Below are 19811 nucleotides of genomic sequence, written 5' to 3'. Positions count from 1 at the left end.
GTCAGGGCGTCTCCTGTTCCGTGTGGAGTTGCCTAGGCGATACACACGTGATAAGCGGCGCGTTTGGGTCAATTTCGAAACGCGCTTCCAGTACGCGAATGTCATCCGGGTTGGGCAAGCTGACACGGTGGGTCAACGACAAGGTCATGGCATCGGTATCGATGCACAGGGTGTCGGTGAGCATCGGCAGTGGCAGGATCACGCCGTTGTGCATGCGCATCAGCACAAAGGGGCGATGGCCCGGCAGTTCAATGCGCAGGTGACCGTTGTGACTAAGTTCTGGTGGGGTGAGGTTGAACAGCTCGAGGCGAAGGTTCGGTGGTGCGAAGTCGATTTGTTGATCGGCAGGCGCACCGTTCCAATAGGCAAAGTTGAAGTCTTCGGGCAGTCCCGGCCAGCGTGTCGCCTGCCAGGATTCATCGTAAGTGCCGGCAAGCGCCAGGCGCGGGGCCCATGCACGGCCGAGTACACCAAATCCTGCAGGTCGGTAGCCGTAGGTAGCCGACAACTGAGCCATGTCTGCTGCGCTGATGTCGCCGTCCGGATGGTCGGTGACATGCAGGTGAGTGACGGGTCTATCCAGTGCTTCAATCTGTGGTGCGGGCAGTTGCTGGATGGCTGCATTCATTGCCCAGGCGAGCTTTTCATGGCGTTTCTCAATCCAGCCTCGGCCTAATGGATTGCAGTAGCAGGCATGATTGAGCAGGTAGGGCTGCGCTGTACTGTCGGGATAGGCGGGATCAAGCAGTACGCTGCTGCCGCCAAAAGCGTATTCCCAGCGCAGCGGCACACGGGTTGCCGGTTCGGCATCAAACAGGCGCCAGCCGCTGAACAAGCCGTGCTGGAAATGTCGGGGGCCGCTGAAGCGCAAGTGCTTTTCCAGCAGAACGTCGCGAGTGGGGGCCGATGCCCGACGGTGTTCGGCGTCCAGGCGTGCATCCCGCCACTCGTAGAGTTGTTGTTCGGTCAGCGGTGCGCCGGACTGCCAGGGTGCTGGCAGCTCGACGTGAATCCTGGGCGGCGTCGCTGGCACGCTCAGTTGGATACCTGCCGTCCAGGAGGTTGCCGGCACGCCGTCAGGGGCGTGGGCATGGCCGTTGATGATTACATCGCAACGAGGTTTGAACGGCGCCAGGTCACTTTCTTCGCGGACGCTGCTCTGACCCTCCTCAGCGAAGTAACGATCAGCAGTACATAAGGCTACCGCTTCGTCATCCATGACCTCGGCACTGCAATGCCCGGGTTGGCCGGCGATGGGGTGCAGGTGATAGCCGACCTTCATGACGATGACAGGGTGCTCTTTGTCCTGCGTATCGAGTGCACTGAAGCACAACGCGGCAAATGGCGTGAGGTTGCGAAATTCCATGTTGGGTCCTTCAGTTGATGTCGACGTCCTTGCCGTTGATTTGCACAGCGCCGGTCGCACTGAAGTCGAAGGTTCTGCCGTTGATCAGCACCGTGCCGTCGGACTTCATCACCAGGGTGGATTTGCCCACGGTGACGGTGAATTCCTCGCCTGCCGTAATGTTGAAGCGCCTGCTGACCATTACCGATTTGTGGAGGCCGACCTGTTCGCTCTGGCTTAGGCCCACACTGGTGTTCATCGCCGCGCCGACGCTGGTCTGGTAGCCCGCACCAATGGTCAACGCTTTGGCCAGCCCGATGGTTTCCGCCTTGGCGAGGGTGATGGTCTCGGTTTTGTTGGCACCGATGGTGACGCTGCGGTTGGCGCCAATGCTGATGGTTTCGTTGTTGCCGACATCTTCGTTGCGGTTATCACCGATGGAGATGGTCTCGTTGTGGTTGACGCGTTCACTGCGATCATTGCCAACAAACACCCCATTGTTGTGCTTGATATGAACGTTCTTGTCCTTCTGGGCATGGATGAACACCTCTTCCTGCCCCAGCTCATCCTCAAAGCGCAGTTCGTTGAAGCCCTGGCCCTTGTGGCTGCGGCTTTTGATTGTCATGCGTGTCTTGTGCTTGGGCAGTTGATACGGCGGCAGGTTGGTTTCGCGGTAGGCGCGGCCGGTGGCGATGGGTTGGTCGGGGTCGCCGTCCAGGTAGCTGATGATCAATTCCTGGCCGACCCGCGGGATGGCCATGGCGCCCCAGGTGGCGCCGGCCCAGCCTTGGGCGACGCGGATCCAGCAGGAGCTGTGGTCGTCCTGGTTGCTGTCGCGGTCCCAGGGGAAGCTGACTTTGACCCGGCCCCATTCGTCGCAGTAGATCTCTTCGCCGGGCGGGCCGACCACGGTGGCGATCTGCGGGCCGTCGATGCACGGTTTGGCCCGTAGCGGCGCTTTCCAGTCGGCGTCCCAGCGGATGGCGCTGGCACTGAGCCGGTAGGCGGTGCCGCTGTCGCTGCCAAAGGCTTCTTCGAGCAGGCTGCTGTGCTGCGTGCCGTGGTGCTCGATGGCGAGGGTGCGCCAGCGGTCGTTGAAGTCCTCGCGCGGATGGTCGTTGAGGTCGAAGGCCAGGCCCGGTTGCAGGCGCGCGTCGTCGCCTTCCATGTGGGCCAGGCGGGCGTCGCTGCGCAGGGCGGTCAGGCGGGTCTTGGTGAAGGGCTTGCCGCTGGCGTCGCGCTTGTAGCGGCCGGGGTAGTCGTAGCGTTCGTAGTCAGTGTGCTGGTGGTCGAGGTCACTGGCGCCGACGGCGTTGTGCTGCAGGTTGTAGTAGGGGTGGGTGAAGGTGTAGTCGCGCTGCACCTGGCGCGCGCTGCGCACCTGTTCGGTGTAGTGAAAGCGGTGCAGGGCGGGCTCGGCGCTGTCGCCGCCGGCGAGCGGCTGGTAGTGCACCGGGCAGTGCTCATGGGTGCCGATGGTGCCCAGGCCGCCGACGCGGTCGGTGAGCCACAAGGTATGGCCGTCGGCACGGTGCTCAAAGCTGTACAGCAGGCCTTCTTCGGCGGCCAGGCGGGCGATGAAGTCGAGGTCGCTTTCGCCGGCCTGGACGCAGTACTCGCGCGGCGGGTGGTCGAAGCACAGGTAGGTCTTGACCTCGCTCAAGCGCTGGGCCTTGAGCACCGCGAGGATGATCTCGGGCACGCTCTGGCCCTGGAACATCCGCCAGTTCGAACGCAGGCCGGCGCGGGCCAGGCTAGGCTCGACCACGGCGCGGTAGCGGGTGCGGCGAAAGCCGGTGTCGCCCTGGCTGAACAGGCTGACCAGGCCGTGCACGTAGCGCACCGGGGTGTCGCCCCGCCAGATAGTGAACAGCGCGGCAAGGTCGAGCACGCGGTTGAAGTCGATGGCCGGGTCGTGGCTGGCCAGCTCCAGGCTCAAGTGAAAGGGCTGGGACAGGCCTTCTTCGAGGCGGAACTCGACCACCTCGAAGGCATCGCCCTGCAGGGGCTCGAAGGTGAAGCGCAGGTCGCTTTGGCGGGGCATGGGAGGCTCCTTGTGCGGGCGGGGTTAGTCGACCAGCCAGCTGGCGTCGCCGTTTTCCAGGGTGCCACCGTGGTCGGTGGAGTCGCCGACCCGGGCAACCGGGTGGCCGCCGATGGTCATCGACGGCGAGCCGCTGGTGATGGTGGCGCCGCAGCCGAGGGTGTCGCCGAGCCGGGCGATGGCGCGGCCGTTGACGGTGAAGCTGTCGGCGCCACTGTCGACCGTGGTCGGGCCGCAGGTTGGGCAGTGATGGCTGTGGCCAAGCAGTACGATGGCGGGCATATCGCCTCCTGATAGTTGCAGCAGGTAAGGGATGCGCCACAGGCGGGCCGTGGCGCAACGGTACGGGCGTAGCGGTTACGCCGGTTTGCGCCAGTCGTCAGAGGCCTCGGTGCCGGCCACTTCGTGGCTCCAACTGACCTTGCGGTAGGCCAGGCTGGTTTTGATCAGCTGGGTGTAGTTGGCGTTGTTGCTGTCCTGGGCATGGGGCAGCACGGTGTGGATGTCGACCACGGTGGCGTCCTCCAGCTTGGTGGTGAAGAAGTGCTCCTGCTTGCCGTCTACCGAGGTCCGAAACCATTTCACCTCGACGGTCGGCAGCATTTCGCCAGTGGCCAGGGCCTGGTAGAGCATGGGCGAGGCCTTGCTCAGGGCGCTGGTGAAGATCAGCGGTTTGTGCACCCGTTGGCCGGACGGCTGGCCGCTCTGCGGGTCGGTCGGGGTGGTGATCTGGTGATCGATTTCCTGGGCGAGGATCTCGTCTTCATGGCCTTCGACATAGACGTTGCCGACCGAGTCGGCGGTGAAGGCACCCTTGGTGATGTGGCCCTGGTTCTGGCCGTGGATGCTGATGTACGCAGGTGTTGGCATGACAAGCTCCGTGTCGCGTTCGATTGAACGACCCGCAGGTCGCCACCGTCGCCATGACGGTGAGAGTGTTGGCCCGATGGGCCAGGCTTTGCAGGCGCCCGGGGGCGCGCTGAAAATCGTTCAAAGGCTGAGAATCCGTTCCAGGGACACCAGCACCTGTTCGCTGATGCTGTTAAGGTGCAGGGCGTAGGCGCTGTAGGCGCCCACCAGGACCACGCCGGCCAGGGCCCAGGGTGTCCACAGCGCCAAGCTGCGTTTGATCCGGTAATTGCGTGGGGCGATGTTGCGCAGCGGCTCGGTCAGCTGCCGGGGCGTTTCCCCCCTGAGCGGGCGCAGCACGCCGTGCAGCTGACTGATGATCTTCTGCACCTCGGCTTCGCCGTTGGCCTGGTTGCCGTATTTGCCCTTGAGGCCCACGCACAGGCACAGGTACATGAACTCCAGGACGTGCTGGTACTTGGCCGCTTCGCTGGACATGCGTGCCAGCAGGGTGAAGAACTTTTCGCCGCCCCAGGATTCGTGGTGCAAGGCACTGAGCAACGACTGCTGTCGCCACTCGCCGTGAAAGCCCCAGGCGCTGGCCATGACCACTTCATCCACCAGCAGGCACAGGCTGTAGGAGTAGGCCTTGAGGGTGCTGGGTTCGTAGTCGAGTTGGGCGACTTCTTCCATCACCGTGACGATCTGGTTGTGAATGCTCTGGCGCAAGGCCAGCGCATCATCGTGCGCGTCCAGGCTATGCAGGCGCAGGACCAGCCCGATCAGCGGCATGGCGGCATCGCACAGCGGGTTCCACGACAGCCCGCGCAGCTCGAACTGCGGGTCGCAGCGCAGGGGTGGTGCCTCGGTTTCCGAGGCTTTGGATGGGGAGAGAAAGCTGTCTAGGGCTGACGCCTGGTCGGTCTCACGCATCTTTTTCACTCCTGATGGCCCACAGCTGCAGCTCAAGCTCAGGGAAATCGCCAGCGATGTGGAAGCCAAAGCCACTGGCGCTGCGCAGGCTTTGCCAGGCCGGGTCGTGGCGGTCGAGTTCGAAGTAACTGAAGCCGGCGTGGAAGGGCAGGTGGCGTGGCGCCACCGGCAAGGGGATCAAGGGAATGCCAGGCAGTTGCAGGCTGATCAGTTGGCCCAGGGTCTCGCTGGCGCTGATCTTGATTTGCCGGGGCAACTGTTGGCGCAAGGTGTCCAGGGGCAGGTTGGCGCGCACCGCCAGAATGAACTCGGCGTTGTCCAGCAGGCGTTTGTCGCCCAGCGCGGCGCTCATCACGCCGTATTCCAGGGTTTCGATCGGCAGCGACACCGCCCGCGGTTGCAGCACCGTGCCCAGGGCCCGGCGCAGGGTCAGTTCCAGGGGCTTGAAGCACTGGTGCAGGTTGTCGTGCTGGTAGGCCGGGCATTCCTCGGGCAGGTGGCTCTCATCGGTGAAGGTCACCAGCTCGCCGCAGGCCTGGGCAAAGGCGATGTACAGGCGTTCGGGGTGAACATGGCGCTGACGGGCCAGGTGCTGGAACAGCGGGAACCAGCGATTGAGGGTTTGCAGCAGGTTGAAGTCGGTGACATCGGCCACCCCGGACTGCCCTGGCGAGCCGATGCGCTCGGCCAGGTTGCGGGCCCGCTCGCGCATCAGCCCGGTGACTTCGCCCAGGTAGCGGTGCAGCGCCGGCACCGCCTGGAGTGACAGGCTGGTGGGATAGAACTGCTCATCCATCACCAGGCTGCCGTCCGGGCGCTTGTCGTGGATCCTGCCGACGGCAATGCTGGTGAAGGCGCTGCGGTCATCGCGCTCAAGCATCAATTGCAGGTTGGGCACCGCCAGCGCCATGTCCACCTGGTCGCCGTCCTCGCTCTGGGTGTCGTGTACTAGCTTGCGCTGCAGGGCGTAGCGGCTGTTGGCGTACTGCTCGGGCCAGCGCACCTCAAGGGCGCCAGCGGATTGGAGCGGCAGCGTCAGGTACACCACCTGGTTGACCAGGCTGCTGTCGGCGATTTCCAGCGGCGCAGGCGGCGCCAGGTCGCCGGGGATGTCGAATATGCTGCCGTCGGGCAGGATGCCCCGCGCCTTGTTGATCGCCACTTTGCCGAAGCTCAGGAACGCGCTGTTCAGCTCCAGCTCACTGAAGCCGTACAGCGCCGGGTTGAGGCTTTCAAAGCGCTGTTGCACAGCGGCCTCGGCGGCGCGTGCCTGTTGCTGGAAGTGTTGGGGTTTGACGAACAAACCCTCGTGCCAAATGACCGGGTTGCGTGAGCTCATTGTGGGGATCTCTGGATGTCTGGGGCGCAAGGCAGCGTCATCGGGTTTCACCTTTGAGGGCGACCTGGGCCTGGCCAAGCTCGACCAGCAACGCATAGCGTCGGCCTTTGGGTTCAACACGCAGCAGCTGCTTCCACTGGCTGACGTCTTCGTTGTGGTAGTCGGCGATCACCGCGATGAAACGGGCTCGTTCATCGACAGGCTGCAGGTCGACGAACTTGAACTGGCCGGGCCGCAACAAGTAGTCATCGACGCGCAGGTAAGTGCTGCCCAGGGCTGTTTTCAGGTCGAGTGCCAGGGCCTCGGCGCTGGCGGTCATCAGCAATGAGTCGTCGCTCAGTTGCAGGACCCTGAAGGCCACCGGCGTGGCTATCTGTTGCGGGGCGGTGTGCTGCGCCGCGGTGGCAAGGTGGACGCCGGCAGCCTGGTAATCCCCCAGCGGCGATTCGTCGATCCACGACACCTGCGGCTCTGGCGCAAGTGCGTCACTGACGGGCGATTGCCCCGGGGCGTTTTCGTACAGATGCTCAAGCACCGCTTGCAGCTTGTCTGCCAGGGCCTGGGGGCTGCTGGCCTTGATGTCGAGGCTGTAGGGCGCCAGCGCGGGCTGCTCGCCAGCCATGAGCGCGGTTCCCGGAGTGACCAGGCGCCGGTTGACGTCATCGCTGGCGTGCAGGCTCAGGGAGTAGCGGCTGGGTTGATCATCGGGCCCGCCCACCGGCGTCGAAGGGTCGATGATCACCTGGCCGAGCTTGCCCAGCAGTGTGCAGCCGCCGAGGGCCAGGGCCGCCAGCAGCAACAGGCACAGGCGCAGGGTACCGGCCTGTAGCGATTTTTTGCTGCGACGTGCAACCAGCGGGCGGTGATGGTTTTGTGCAAGTTGCCCATGGGCAGCCGTCGACGGCATTGACGGTAGCGTCGCCAATGCCAGCAACGGGTCGTGTTGTTCGCGCGGATCCAGCGGCCGACACAGACGCTCGAATTCGGCGCACAAGGCCGGGGCTGGCACTGGCGCCGTCTCCATCGTCCGGGTATTGGCGCACCAGTCCTCCAGGCCATCCTCGTGTCCGCTGAGCAACTCGGCGAGCGAGCGCTGGCTGAGGTGGCGTGGGTCATCATCCGCGCAGGCATCGGCTTGCAGGTGCACGACGATCCGGTAGGCACCGACCTGCAGAACGTCGCCTTCGTTCAGGCGAACCGTAGCGCCGCGGCCCAGGGGTAGGTCATGGCCATTGAGGTAGGTGCCGTCGCACAGGTCGGTGACGCAGAAGCGGCCTTCATGCCAGTGAATCCGGCAGTGCTGTGGGCGCACGCGGCCAGAGCGGTCACGCAGCAGCCAGTCGCAGCCGTAGCTGCCGATCAGGCCACCGCTGTAATCCATGCGCCGGCTGGGCAGGCAGCCATGCAGCAGTTGCGCCGGATTGCCGATCACCAGGGTCAGGTTCATGCGCGCCCCCTGATCCGTACCACGGCGGGGGGGTGCTGTTGCTGGCTCTCGATGAAGCTGGTCCAGCCCAGGTGCGTACCGCCCTGGCGTTGCAGGTTGAACGGCGGTACGTCCTCTTCGCACAGGCGCAGCTCCAGATCGTAGGCAGTCACGTCACGCAGCAGAAACTCCAGCAGCTGGCGCAGGCGTGCGAACTGCGCGCCACTGGGTAGAAACTCGCGAAAGCGCGCCTGGGACAGGTTGGGGATCACCAGGGTGAACTTGCTGGCGCGGGTCCGGGTGCGCTCGCCGACCACGAAGCTGCTGCCCAGCCGGCCGTTGGCCTTGCCCAGTACCAGGCGCTGACGCGGTGGCACGGGCACGGTGCGCCGTTCGAACTCACGTATGTAGACACCCTGTACATCGAAGCAATGCTCGACGATGCCGGACACCATCGACGGCGGGCGACTGCGGCTGGCGATCAGCCCGGCAAAGCTGAGCAAGCGGCCCCAGGGCAACGGCGTGGCACCGCGCAGGTTGTTGTCGTTCAGCCCGATCAGCGAAAACACGTAGCGCGAAAAGCGGTCGCTGGCCTGGGGCTGGAAGCGGATGTAGTAGCGGTACTTGCGCCAGCTCTGGTGCAACAGGGTTAGTAGGCGATGATTGAAAAAATCCAGGAACGCCGGGCGAATGCCGCTCTCCTGGGCTTGTTCGTAGGCCAGGCGGTCGAGGTAATAGGCGGGCAGGGGCGAGTCGCTGCCCTGCAGGCCGAAGAACGTGGTCTGCACCCGATAACGCCGATTGCCGCTGCCGTCGTCGGCCAGGTAACCCGCTTGGGCCACATCGGATGCCGGAAAGCCCAGGCTGGCCTGGCTCTGCAGGCGGATCCGGCGGCGTGTGGCCGGGCTTGCAGGCAGCGCCTCGAGGTCATCGCCATGCAGAGCGTGCAACTGCTCCAGCAAACGGTGGAACGAATAGTTCCGCGCGTCGGCCAGCAGCGTTTCGGCTAGATCAGGGGTTGTCTGCCGGTCAACAGTGGCCATTCATAGTGCTCGTTATTGGTGGTGTTGATCACTTCCAGGCGATGGAAGGCGTTGATGCTCGCGTAGAGGGCAAAGAACTGCGACAACACGCTGGCAAACAAGTACAGGTCGCCCTCGCACAGGAAGGCGTTCTGGTCCAGTTGCAGACGGGTTTGCAGGCCGCGAACCGGCAAGCCTTTCATCAGCCAGTCGAGCGGTGTGGTCTGCGCCTGGCCGATGCCGTCGAGGCGTTTGCGCGTGGCGCGGGCCTGTTGCAGGTCGTGCAGGGCGGCAAAGTCATAAGCGCGAATCACCGCCTTGAGTGGCTCGGCCGACAGCAGCGACAGGTAGTTCAACGACAGGTTGGAGATCAGCGTCCAGTGCAGGCTGCTGTCGAGCACCGGCCGGTAGGCCCGGGTCGGGGCGATCAGGTTGGTATAGGTGGCAAACGAAGGCGTCGTCTCGGTAGACCACGACAGGTCGCCGATTCCCAACGCCTGGGGCAGGTCGCCATTGCTGCAGGTCAGTTCGATGGAGGCGGTTTCACGCTCGCCGATGTAGGCGCTTTCATCACCACGGACAAAGGCAATGCGATGGAGCAGGCCTTCGCGGCCATGGGACTCTTCGATGTGGGTGCGAAAGTACAGCGCCGTTCGCCCCCGGGCGTGCTCAATCTCGTGTTGGAACGACTCAAAGGGCGTAAAGGTGCGTAGCGGATCGCCCTTGCGCTCCTTGTCGGTCGCATCCCAACCCGAGACCCGGTCGACACTGAAAACTTCATAGGCTTCAGGTTGCGCGCCGGTGGGCCGGATACGCCGCTCCAGGCTGCGTCCGTCCAGGGCAATGGGCTCGGCATCGTGGCTGAACAGGTTGACTGCCGGCGCGCAGTACAACTGCAGGTCGCGGGTGTGCAGGTGAGTATTGCTAGGCATGGGTCGGGAGAATTCGAACTCGAAGCGAATTTGCCCGCTGCTCAGCGCGGGCCATGCCCGGGCCAGGCGGGTCAGGCTGAAGAAGTGAAAACGCTGGGGGAAGACAAAGTACTCCTGCAGGATCCGGTAGCCATCAAAGACATTGCGCGGGTAGGGCAGCAGGGCTTCTTCGGCGCTGAAGCCGGGAAAGACGATGTCCTGGACAGACAGCCCGTAGACCTGGCCATCGATGTGCAAGGTGAGGCGTTGCAGGTAGTGGGCAATCCACAGGTACAGGGTCTGGGCGGTAACGTCGTCGCCACTGAGGTGAAAATCCAGCTGATCGCAGCCCAGGCTGTCGAGTGACTGTTGGGTGAGCACCCGCAGATCGATGCGCATCAGCGACGCCTCACGGCTGTGGGCGTCGCTGACCTGCTGCAGGGCCAGGGGATACAGATTGACCTCGGTACAGGTGCGAAACTCGCAGGACACGCCATCCACAGGCTTGGCGAACAGCCGTGTGCCCTTGGGCAGCAGCTGGCGCTGGCTGATTGCATCAGGCAGCGGGTCGAAGCGCACGATGGTCGCGCTGGGCAGCGGTCGCAGGTAGTTCGGCCAGAGCAACTGCAGCAAGGGCTGGGTCAGCTCGGGCAGGTCGTCATCGATCTTCATGCCCAGTTTGGCAGTGAGAAAGGCGAAGCCTTCCAGCAGCCGCTCGACGTCCGGGTCCCCGGCCTGGTCGCCGAGAAACTGCGCCAGTTGCGGATTGTCTTCGGCGAACTCGCGGCCCAGTTCACGCAGGTAACGCAGTTCTTCGGCAAAGCGTTGCTTCAAGCTCATGGTCTTCTCATTTCACCCGGGTGTAGCCGTCGCGACCATGCATGGCCACTTCCAACTGCACCTGTTCTTCCCTGTGGTCGAGCCGGAGCTGGCAGTCGAGACGAAAGCTCAGCTCCAGCGGCAGGTCCGGGTCGGGCTGGTAGCGCACGCCGGTGACCTTGATTCGCGGTTCGAACGCTTCGACCGAGCGGCGAATGTCGGCGCTGATAGCGATCAGCAGGTCATTGCTGCCCTGGGTAGCCCCGTTGAAGTCGCGCAGGCCCAGTTCAGGGCTGCTTTGCGAGCAGCCCTGGCGGGCGTTGAGCACCTGTTCGAGGTGACGCTTGATCGCTTCGATCGCCTGCTGGGCCTGGCTCTGCGCCGTGCCCGGGCGATAGCGCGGGGCCTCGGGCTCGAGGCGTTCGAACAGGCTGGTCAGGCTCATTTACTGGGTGTCCAGGCGGCCAACCAGCGAGATCTCGAAGTTGGCGCCCATGTATTTGAAGTGCGGGCGCACCGCCAGCGCGACCTGGTACCAGCCCGGGTTGCCGGCCACCTCCTGCACTTCGATCTGCGCGGCGCGCAAGGGCCGGCGGCTGCGCACGTCGGCGGACGGGTTGTCCTGGTCGGCAACGTACTGCTTGAGCCAGGTGGTGAGTTCGCGCTCGACGTCCTGGCGCTCCTTCCAACTGCCGATCTGCTCGCGTTGCAGCACCTTGATGTAATGGGCCAGGCGATTGACGATGAACAGGTAGGGCAGCTGGGTGCCCAGCTTGTAGTTGGTCTGCGCTTCCTGGCCCTCGCGGGTCTTGGGGAAGGTCTTGGGTTTTTGCACCGAGTTGGCCGAGAAGAACGCCGCGTTGTCGCTGTCTTTGCGCATGGTCAGGGGGATGAAGCCGGCTTCGGACAGCTCGAATTCCTTGCGATCGGAAATCAGCACTTCAGTGGGGATCTTGGCCTGCAACTGGCCCATGGCTTCGAACAGGTGCACCGGCAGATCATCCACCGCGCCGCCCGATTGCGGGCCGATGATGTTCGGGCACCAGCGGTAGCGGGCAAAGCTTTCGGTGATGCGCGAAGCCATCAGGAACGCGGTGTTGCCCCACAGGTAATGATCGTGATTGGCGTCGATGCCCTCGTCGTAGCAAAAGCTGCGAATCGGGTTCTCGGTGCTGTGCCAGGGCGAGCGCAACAGAAAGCGCGGCAAGGTAGCGGCCAGGTACTTGGCGTCTTCCATCTCGCGCAGGCCACGCCACTTGGTGTGGCCGGGGCCTTCAAAGATGTCACTGACTTCCTTGACCCCGGCCAGGTCCTGAAAGCTCTTGAGGTTGAAGAACTCAGGCGCCGCGGCCATCACGAACGGCGCATGGGCCATGGCGCCAACGGCTGCCACATAGCCGAGCAGCTTGATGTCCGGTGACGACGGGCCGAAGGTGTAGTTGCCGATCATCGCCGCCACCGGCTCGCCACCAAACTGGCCGAAACCTGCGCTGTAGACGTGCTTGTACAAGCCGCTGCGGGTGATGTCGCCGGCATTGTCGAAATCCTCGAGCAATTCCTCTTTGGTGACATGCAGCACCTCGAGCTTGATGTTCTCGCGAAAGTCCGTGCGATCGACCAGCAGCTTCAAACCGCGCCAGGCCGATTCCAGTTGCTGGAACTGCGGCTGGTGGAGGATCTGGTCGATTTGCCCGCTCAAGGCCTGGTCGATCTCGGTGATCATCTGGTCGACCCGGTGCTTGTTCACCGGTTGCTGGTGATCGCCGCTCTGCAGGATTTCGCTGATGTAGGCAGCCACGCCCTGGCGGGCGATGGCGTAGCCTTCCTGGGCGGGGCGGATCGTGGTGTTGGCCAGTAGTTGATCGAGCAGCGAGGCGTGTTCATCGGTCGCCAGGACCTGGGCGGCAGCACTTTCCTTGGGCATGGTGGGTTCTCCGGTTATAACTGGATGCAGGGCAGGTGAATAGGGCCAAGTTGCTTGATGGTTAGGTATCTGTTGAGGTGTTTGCGCCATCCAGTACCAGATCCAGTTCCTCGGCCAGGCGCTGGCGAGTGGTCTCGTCACTGAGCAAGTTTTGCAAGTGCTTGCGAAAGGCCGGTACATTACCCATCGGGCCTTTAAGTGCGACCAGCGCCTCGCGAAGTTGCAGCAGTTTTTTCAGCTCCGGCACTTGCCGGGCGATGGCATCCGGGCCAAAGTCATTGATGGAAGTGAATTGAAGTTGCACGTTCAGGTCATTTTCGCCGTCGGCGCAGAGCGTCGAGGGCACCGCCATGTGCAAATCGACTTCGGCCTCCGCCAGCACGGCGTTGAAGGTGTCCTTGTCAATGCGTACTGGCCGGCGTTCTTCAACGCTCGAGGTATCGCTGCGCCCGAGGAAATCACCGGTGATCAGCAGTTTCAGCGGAAGCTCGACTTCAGCCTGCTGATCGCCGGTAGCCGGCACATATTTAATGTTGATGCGCTCTTTCGGGGCAACGGAACCGTGCATCTTTGACATGGGATTATCCACTTCAGGCTGTAGGTCATTTATATAAGAATGGATCCAAAACCCTTTGTCATGTCAGACGCGTCCTAAATTAATCCGATAATTGTGTAGGGTAATTCGCCTGCATTCTGACTTTCGTTAAAAAGCGTGTTTATGTTTCTTACACGCACTTCCTATATTCATTGATTTGCTGTTTTTTAGTCGGCTGTGGCTTGCATTTCATTTTTTATCTGAGTGATTCTTTAAAGGCTTTGAAATTCAACGGATCAACTATCGGCAACTTGCAGGTGCTGCAGGTAATCGCTGAGGAGTGGCTATGGGCAAGGGGTGGCGATACAGATGGCTGGGCCTGTGCTGGTATGTAGTGATGCCTGCCGGTGCCATGGCGGCGGCGCAGGATTGCACCGCAATCGTTTCGCCGCTCAAGCGCCTGGCCTGTTTCGATGAAGCTGCCGGTACGCCACCTGGGCCGGCGCCGGTACTGGCTCCGGCTTCGCGGACGGGCGTGCTGCCCGCCGTCGTCGACCTGGTCCAGCGCAACGAGCAGCGCCGTGCAGCGGATGACTTTCGCTTCCTCGCATCGCTCTGGCCAGAGACCGATGACGACAGACGCCAACGGATGATCATTTCCGCGCCAGCACTGGGCGTCCCACCACCTCGGCCATACCTTGCGATCAGCTGCGAATCGAGTATTTCCCGGGTGCAGCTGGTGCTGGATGATCCGCCCGGCCCCAACCGCATCCGCATACAACTGTTCAAGGACGGGCAGCCGGTTGCCGATGCCTATCCGTGGCAGGTGCTGGACGATGCCGGGCTGGTGGTCGACGCCGGGCGCGGGCTGCAAGCCATTGCCTTACTACGGCGCATGGGCGGTGGCCAGCGCCTGAGCGTCAAAAGTGACTACTCGCCGCTCGACGGGCTGGTCTTTGACGCGCAAGGCCTGGGTGAGCTGATCGAGCAGGAGCGCCAGCTATGTCGTTGGTGATCGATGTCCCGGCCGGCGCCCTCCAGCAGCTGTTGGCGCCCATCGAGGCCGAGCAGCCCGCCGGTTTCTTTGATGTGGAAGATGAAACCTTCCAGGCCATCGACCAGGAAATGGTCAAGCTGGGTGGCCTGCGCGAAAACACAATCGACTGGCCGTACATCGATGAAGCCTCGCGCCAGTACCTTGCCACTCAGTGCAAGCACCTGCGCATCCTTGGCCATTTGCAAGTGGTGTGGCTGCGCACGAGGGAATGGGAGCATTGGGTGGATGCCGTGAAGCTGCTGGCAGGCATGCTCGAGCACTACTGGGACAGTGCTCACCCGGTGCCAGGGCCGACCGGTTACCTGAACAAACGCAAGCAGGTGCTGCGCCTGCTCGAGGGGCTTGGCCAGGCACTGCCGAGCCTGCAGCGCAGCAGCTTTGCCGAGGCCCATCAAGCCGAAGCCGAACAGGCCCTGGCCAGGCTGCTGGGTTGCGTCGAGACCACACGGATCGAACCTGCGGCGATCGAAGCACTGCAACAGCAACTGGGCAAGTACCGCGAGCGGGCCGTCCCGAGCCAGGCAAGCCGCCCCGTGGCCAGCGGCGCAGGTTTGAGCCCGGCGTTCTTCGCAAGCACGGCGCCGGTGGGCAATGAGCGCGAGCAGCGGCGCGCCTTGCTGAACATGGCCGAGCAGATCAACCAGCAGGATCCTTATGACCCGGTAGGTTATCAGTTACGCCGCTTTGGCCTGTGGACGCATGTGCGCAATGCGCCGTCGATCAGCCGTGAGCGGCGTACCGAACTCAGTGCGGTGCCCCGCGATATCGTCGACAGCTACCAGGACGCCCTGGCTGCCAACAACGTCGAGCCAGCCCTGTTGATGCGCATCGAGAGAAGCGTTGCCGCATCGCCCTACTGGCTACGAGGCAGCTTCCTGGCGGCCAGCGTCGCCTCGCGCCTGGCCATGGACGAAGTGGCAGGCGCCATTCGCCAGGCCTGTGAACGTTTTGCCTGTCGGCTGCCGGGGTTGACCGGGTTGTGCTTCAGCGACGGCACACCGTTCGCCGATGCCCAGACCCAGGCCTGGATCAGCGGAGCCGATCAGCACGAGCCGGCGCACAGCCCGGTGCAGGAGTTTGCCGGGCTGCGCGACGAATTGATTGCCCAACTCAATAGCGAAGGCGTGGAGGTGGTGCTGTTGCGTTTGCAGGAATTGCACGCTGAGCAGGATGCCCCGCGCCAGCGCAGCTACGCCACGGTGATTGCCGCCGACCTGCTGGCATCACGCGGGTTGTCGTGGCTGGCGGACGATCTGTATGCCGGTGTCGCCCGCTTGATGCGCGACACCAGCGCACAGGGCTGGGAGCCACAGTTGTACCAGAAGGTGGCACAGCGCCTTGGCGCCGACCCGCTGATCATCGCAGTCAAGGAGTAGGAGCGAATTTATGGGGATGGTCTGGAGTCACCTCAAGCGTTGGGGGCTGCCGCTGCTGCGTCAGTTCAATCGGGCCTTGGCGCTGCTGGTGCTGCTGGGCGTGGCGCTGATGCTGGGCGCAATCTGGTGGCTGGGCCCGCAGTGGGCCTGGAATGCACATCGACCACTGGCGCAGGCGCCGATGCGCGTGGCGGTCAGTATCGTGGTGCTGGTGGTGCCGCTGCTGGTCTGGGCCTGGCGGGTACGCCAGCGTTACCAGCGTTTTCAGGTCGAGCGCCAACAGCAAGCGGCGCGACAGGCCGATCCCTGCCTGCCCCATGTGCAGGCGCAGGAGCGGGCACTGGCGCGCAGCCTCGATCACCTGCTCAACAACATGGAGCGCCGCGGTTCGCTCTACCAACTGCCCTGGTATCTGGTGCTCGGGGAGCAGAACGCCGGCAAGACCAGCCTGATCACCCGCTCCAACCAGAGCTTCGCCCTGTCGCAGGTCACCCGCGCTGGCGCCAGCGCCCATCAGGATGCAGACCTGGCCTATCCGATCGACTGGTGGATGGGGGGTGAGGCGGTGCTGATCGACCCGCCAGGCGAACTGCTCAGCCAGCCTGAATGGCCGCTGCCGCACGAAAGCAGTGCCGAGGGCGAGGGCAGCGTTCACCTGGGACTCCCCGCGGGCACTCACCAGCGGCTCTGGCTGCACCTGCTCGACTGGCTGGCCCGCACCCGCAGCCGCCGCGCACTCAATGGCGTGGTGCTGGTGGTTGACCTGCAGGCGTTGCTGACCCGGCAACCCGAGCAACGCAAGGCCCAGGCGAACCTGCTGCGCACCCGGCTGTATGAACTGACCCGGCAACTGGGGACACGGCTGCCGGTGTATGTGACGTTGAGCAAGGTCGACTTGCTGGAAGGGTTCGAAGAGTTCTTTGCCCGGCTTTCTCCGAGTGGGCGCGAAGCGCTGCTGGGGTTCACCTTTAGCCTGGACGCGGTGGATGACTTCGATGCCTGGCAGGTGGAACTGGCCAGCCGATACGACCGCTTTATCGAGCGCCTTGGCGCGCAAGTGTTCGACAGCTGCGCCCAGGCCCATTCGCTGACTGAGCGCCAGCGCCTCCTGGCCCTGGTGCGCCAGCTATCTGGCCTGCGTCCGGCACTGCTGGGGTTTTTGGCTGAAATGCTCGGCAGCGACCGCTTCACTACGCCTGCGCTGGTGCGTGGGGTGTACTTTTCATCGGTGTACCAGCAGGGCACATTGACCAACGCCTTCGTCAACGAGGCCGGCAAATCCTATCAACTGGCGCCCCCGGCGGCCGAGGTCAAACCTGCTGGCGGCAAGGTCGTCTATTTCGCCCAGCAACTGTTCCAACGGGTCATTTACCCGGAGGCCGGGCTGGCCGGCGACAACATCAAGGTCGCCCGCAGCAAGCGCCGGCTGTTGCTCGCGGGGTTCGGCGTTGCCTCGCTGGGCTGCTTGCTGGCGGTGGGGCTCTGGCAGCTGTACTTCACCGTCAACCGAGACAAGGCGGCCAGTGTCCTGGCCAAAAGCCAGGAGTTCAGTGCGCGGGACATCGATGCCACGGTCGACACCACCGGCCGCAACCTGCTGGCGCCGCTGGATCAGATTCGTGACGCGGTTTCGGTGTATGGCGATTATCGCCAGGCCTGGCCGCTGTTGTCCGACATGGGCCTCTACCAAGGCAAGAAAATCGGCCCGACGGTGGACGAAGCGTACCTCAACCTGCTGTCCAAACGCTTCTTACCGGCCATTGCCAGCCGCGCCCTGGAAGCCATCAATGCGGCGCCTTCTGGCAGCGATGAGCAACTGGCGGCGTTACGCGTGTACCGCATGATCGAAGATCGTGCCAACCGCCAACCGGCCATTGTCCAACAGTGGGCGGCCAGGCAATGGCAGCGGGCCTACCCGGGGCAGGGGCAGGTACAGGTCGACCTGATGCGTCACCTTGACTACGCGCTGAAGTACGCCGACGCCGACCTGCCGCAGCACCACGAACGGATCGCCCTGGTGCAACAGACCTTGCGCCAGCGGCCCATGGCCGAGCGGGTCTATCTCTCGCTCAAGCGCCAGGCGCAGGCACGCTTGCAACCGGCGCTGGACCTGCGCAGTGAAGTGGGCCCGGCCTTCGACATCATCTACCAGGTACCGCCAGCCAGTGACGGCGAAAGCAGCGGCCTGCTGTTGGCTCCGCTGCTCACGGCCAAAGGCTACAAGGCGTACTTCGAGGCGGGCAGCGGTAACCTCATAGAGCTGGCGATGATCGATCAGTGGGTACTCGGTGAACGCCAACGGCTGGACTTCTCCGAGCATGACCGCGAGGTGCTGAGCCAGCGCATTCGAGCCTTGTATCACGCCGACTATGTGGACAGCTGGCGCCGGGCCCTGAACCAGATCGCGATCGTCGATTTTCGCGACTTGAGCCATGGCGTCGCAGTACTGGAACAGGTGACCGGGCCGAGCGCACCGATACGGCGCCTGCTGGAAACCCTGCGCGATAACAGCGTGATCTATCCGTCGCTGCCGCTGGCCGAGGAGCAGGCGGGCGGCGCGCAAAAAGCGGCGGATGGGTCACTACAGGCATTGGCGATCCGCCGGGCATTTTCCGGCCTTACCGAGCTGATCACGGCCCAGGGGGATCGGCCGTCCTACTATGAAGAAACCTTGCGCGCGGTCAGCGTGGTCTACGACTACACCAAAACCGTGCACGACAGCCCCGACCCGGGCAAAGCTGCATTGAAAGCCGTGTTGCAACGGTTTTCGCTGGGCGGCGCCGATCCGATTGCCAACTTGCAACGTATCGCTGCCGGCCTGCCCGAGCCGCTCAACCAGCAGGCCAGAAAGCTTGCCGACCAAAGCGCCCAGGTCCTGATGATCGCCGCCCTGGGCGAGCTGGAAAAACGCTGGGACAGCGAGGTCTACAGCTTCTACCGCGAACGTCTGGCCAATCGTTACCCGTTCACGCCGGGGGGGGAGGATGCTTCGCTGGAAGACTTCGAAACCTTCTTCGGCCCCAAGGGGCGCTTACAACAGTTTCAGGACCAATACCTGAGCGTGTTCCTCAAGGACAACCTCGACGCACTGTACTCCGACGCTCTCGGCGGCTACCTGGTGCGCAACGATGTACTGGAGCAACTGAACCATGCCGAGCGTATCCGTGACACGTTCTTCAACAACCGCGGCCACCTGGCGGTGCAGCTGAGCATCGAGCCCCTGGCCTTGAGCAGCACTCGCCTGAGTAGCCTGTTGAGTATCGATGGCCAGTTGATTCCTTACCGGCATGGCGCGCCGCAGCGCACCGGGCTGGTCTGGCCCAACGATCTGGGCAGTGCCAGCGCCAGCCAGCTGACGCTGGTGCACAGCAGCGGTAACACCGCCAGCCTCAGCTATCGTGGGCCCTGGTCGCTGTTTCGCCTGCTCAGCCGCGCGCAGCTCAATGGCCGCACCGAAACCAGCGTCGACCTGACCTTTGCCGTGGCCGATGGCCTGATGCGCTACCGCGTCGGGGTACAAAAGGCCAACAACCCAGTCACCCAGCGCAGTTTTGCAGGATTTGCCTTGCCCAGGACCTTGCTCGAAGCACGCCGCCCTGAAGAGTCGTAGATGTACACCGGAGTAGGAGCGGGCTTGCCCCGCGGCTTTTCTTGATTGCCGTCAACCACCCCACCTCAGCGCCGCGCTAGTCTCGAGCCCAGTGCCAGACTCGCGCCGAGGCCCCGATGTTTTATCCGCTGTTGTTAACCCTGCACCTGTTCGGCGCAGTGATTTTCATCGGGACGGTGTTCTTCGAGGTGTTGTTCCTGGAACACATCCGCAAGCAGTTGCCGGCCAGGCTCATGCTGCTTCTGGAACAAGCCATCGGCCAGCGCGCCCGGCAGTTGATGCCCTGGGTGCTGCTGGTGTTGTTCGGGGCCGGTGCGGGGATGGTCTGGCAGCGTTATGTGCCGGTGCTGCAGGCGCCGCTGCACTCGTCGTTCGGTACCTTGTTGCTGGTGAAAATCGTGCTTGCCGCCAGCGTGCTGGGGCATTTTCTCGTGGCCATGCTGTGGTTTCGCAGCGGGCAGATGAGCACTGGCCGGGTGAAGTTCATTCATCACAGTGTGTTCGTTCATCTGTTGCTGATCCTGCTGCTGGCCAAGGCCATGTTCTACCTGAGTTGGTAGCCAGCCGCGCCGCGCTTGATGCAAATCAAGGCCCCCGGGCCGCTCAGGGCGGACACTGATG

At 63.5% G+C, this 19811-nt stretch carries 16 protein-coding genes; 4 read left to right on the top strand and 12 right to left on the bottom strand.

From position 1 onward, the window contains the following. Position 1: 1 nt before the first annotated feature. The 12 genes from F8N82_RS12465 to tssB all read right to left on the bottom strand — a co-directional run bounded on the left by F8N82_RS12465 (position 2) and on the right by tssB (position 13189). Positions 2-1366, bottom strand: coding sequence for a DUF2169 family type VI secretion system accessory protein (locus tag F8N82_RS12465; protein ID WP_052251512.1), 1365 nt, complete (start codon positions 1364-1366; stop codon positions 2-4). A gap of 10 nt (positions 1367-1376) precedes the next feature. Continuing rightward, entirely contained in the window at positions 1377-3389 is a 2013-nt protein-coding gene (locus tag F8N82_RS12460) for a type VI secretion system Vgr family protein (RefSeq protein WP_038995596.1), read from the bottom strand. Between the two features lie 24 nt (positions 3390-3413). Beyond that, a complete protein-coding gene (locus F8N82_RS12455; RefSeq protein WP_038995594.1) occupies positions 3414-3671 on the bottom strand; it encodes a PAAR domain-containing protein in 258 nt (85 codons plus the stop codon). A 75-nt stretch (positions 3672-3746) separates the two neighbouring features. Next, positions 3747-4259, bottom strand: coding sequence for an Hcp family type VI secretion system effector (locus F8N82_RS12450; protein WP_038995592.1), 513 nt, complete (start codon positions 4257-4259; stop codon positions 3747-3749). Between the two features lie 120 nt (positions 4260-4379). Further along, a complete protein-coding gene (gene icmH, locus F8N82_RS12445; protein WP_080764749.1) occupies positions 4380-5171 on the bottom strand; it encodes a type IVB secretion system protein IcmH/DotU in 792 nt (263 codons plus the stop codon). Then, positions 5164-6510, bottom strand: coding sequence for a type VI secretion system baseplate subunit TssK (tssK, locus tag F8N82_RS12440; protein WP_038995591.1), 1347 nt, complete (start codon positions 6508-6510; stop codon positions 5164-5166). The genes icmH and tssK overlap by 8 nt, the downstream gene beginning before the upstream one ends. A 37-nt stretch (positions 6511-6547) precedes the next feature. Beyond that, positions 6548-7957 carry a type VI secretion system lipoprotein TssJ gene (gene tssJ / locus F8N82_RS12435; RefSeq protein WP_038995590.1) on the bottom strand — a complete coding sequence of 470 codons (1410 nt, stop codon included), beginning with the start codon at positions 7955-7957 and terminating at the stop codon, positions 6548-6550. Further along, positions 7954-8979 (bottom strand): type VI secretion system baseplate subunit TssG, encoded by a 1026-nt coding sequence (gene tssG / locus F8N82_RS12430; RefSeq protein ID WP_038995589.1) that lies wholly within the window; start codon positions 8977-8979, stop codon positions 7954-7956. The genes tssJ and tssG overlap by 4 nt, the downstream gene beginning before the upstream one ends. Further along, positions 8943-10709, bottom strand: coding sequence for a type VI secretion system baseplate subunit TssF (tssF, locus tag F8N82_RS12425; protein ID WP_038995587.1), 1767 nt, complete (start codon positions 10707-10709; stop codon positions 8943-8945). The genes tssG and tssF overlap by 37 nt, the downstream gene beginning before the upstream one ends. Before the next feature lie 7 nt (positions 10710-10716). Continuing rightward, the gene (gene tssE, locus F8N82_RS12420; protein ID WP_080764748.1) at positions 10717-11133 is read right to left on the bottom strand and encodes a type VI secretion system baseplate subunit TssE; all 417 of its coding nucleotides are present in this window, start codon (positions 11131-11133) and stop codon (positions 10717-10719) included. Then, positions 11134-12612: a type VI secretion system contractile sheath large subunit gene (tssC, locus tag F8N82_RS12415; protein ID WP_038995586.1), complete on the bottom strand. Its 1479-nt coding sequence runs from the start codon at positions 12610-12612 to the stop codon at positions 11134-11136. It abuts the gene before it with no gap. Between the two features lie 61 nt (positions 12613-12673). Then, the gene (gene tssB / locus F8N82_RS12410; protein ID WP_038995585.1) at positions 12674-13189 is read right to left on the bottom strand and encodes a type VI secretion system contractile sheath small subunit; all 516 of its coding nucleotides are present in this window, start codon (positions 13187-13189) and stop codon (positions 12674-12676) included. 355 nt (positions 13190-13544) lie between these two features. On the opposite strand from tssB, the gene vasI reads away from it, so the two are divergent. The 4 genes from vasI to F8N82_RS12390 all read left to right on the top strand — a co-directional run bounded on the left by vasI (position 13545) and on the right by F8N82_RS12390 (position 19750). Beyond that, positions 13545-14162, top strand: a complete 618-nt coding sequence (vasI, locus tag F8N82_RS12405) for a type VI secretion system-associated protein VasI (protein WP_176470461.1) — start codon at positions 13545-13547, stop codon at positions 14160-14162. Next, positions 14150-15580 carry a type VI secretion system protein TssA gene (gene tssA, locus F8N82_RS12400; protein ID WP_038995584.1) on the top strand — a complete coding sequence of 477 codons (1431 nt, stop codon included), beginning with the start codon at positions 14150-14152 and terminating at the stop codon, positions 15578-15580. Before vasI ends, tssA begins: the two co-directional genes overlap by 13 nt. A gap of 10 nt (positions 15581-15590) precedes the next feature. Then, a complete protein-coding gene (tssM, locus tag F8N82_RS12395; RefSeq protein WP_038995583.1) occupies positions 15591-19190 on the top strand; it encodes a type VI secretion system membrane subunit TssM in 3600 nt (1199 codons plus the stop codon). Positions 19191-19306: 116 nt separating this feature from the next. Next, positions 19307-19750, top strand: a complete 444-nt coding sequence (locus F8N82_RS12390; protein ID WP_038995582.1) for a CopD family copper resistance protein — start codon at positions 19307-19309, stop codon at positions 19748-19750. The last annotated feature ends 61 nt before the right edge of the window (positions 19751-19811 follow it).

The organism is Pseudomonas fluorescens, assembly GCF_902497775.2.
Lineage (GTDB): Bacteria > Pseudomonadota > Gammaproteobacteria > Pseudomonadales > Pseudomonadaceae > Aquipseudomonas > Aquipseudomonas putida_F.
Note: the sequence above shows the minus strand (reverse complement) of the source record. Positions and strands in the feature narration are given on the sequence as shown.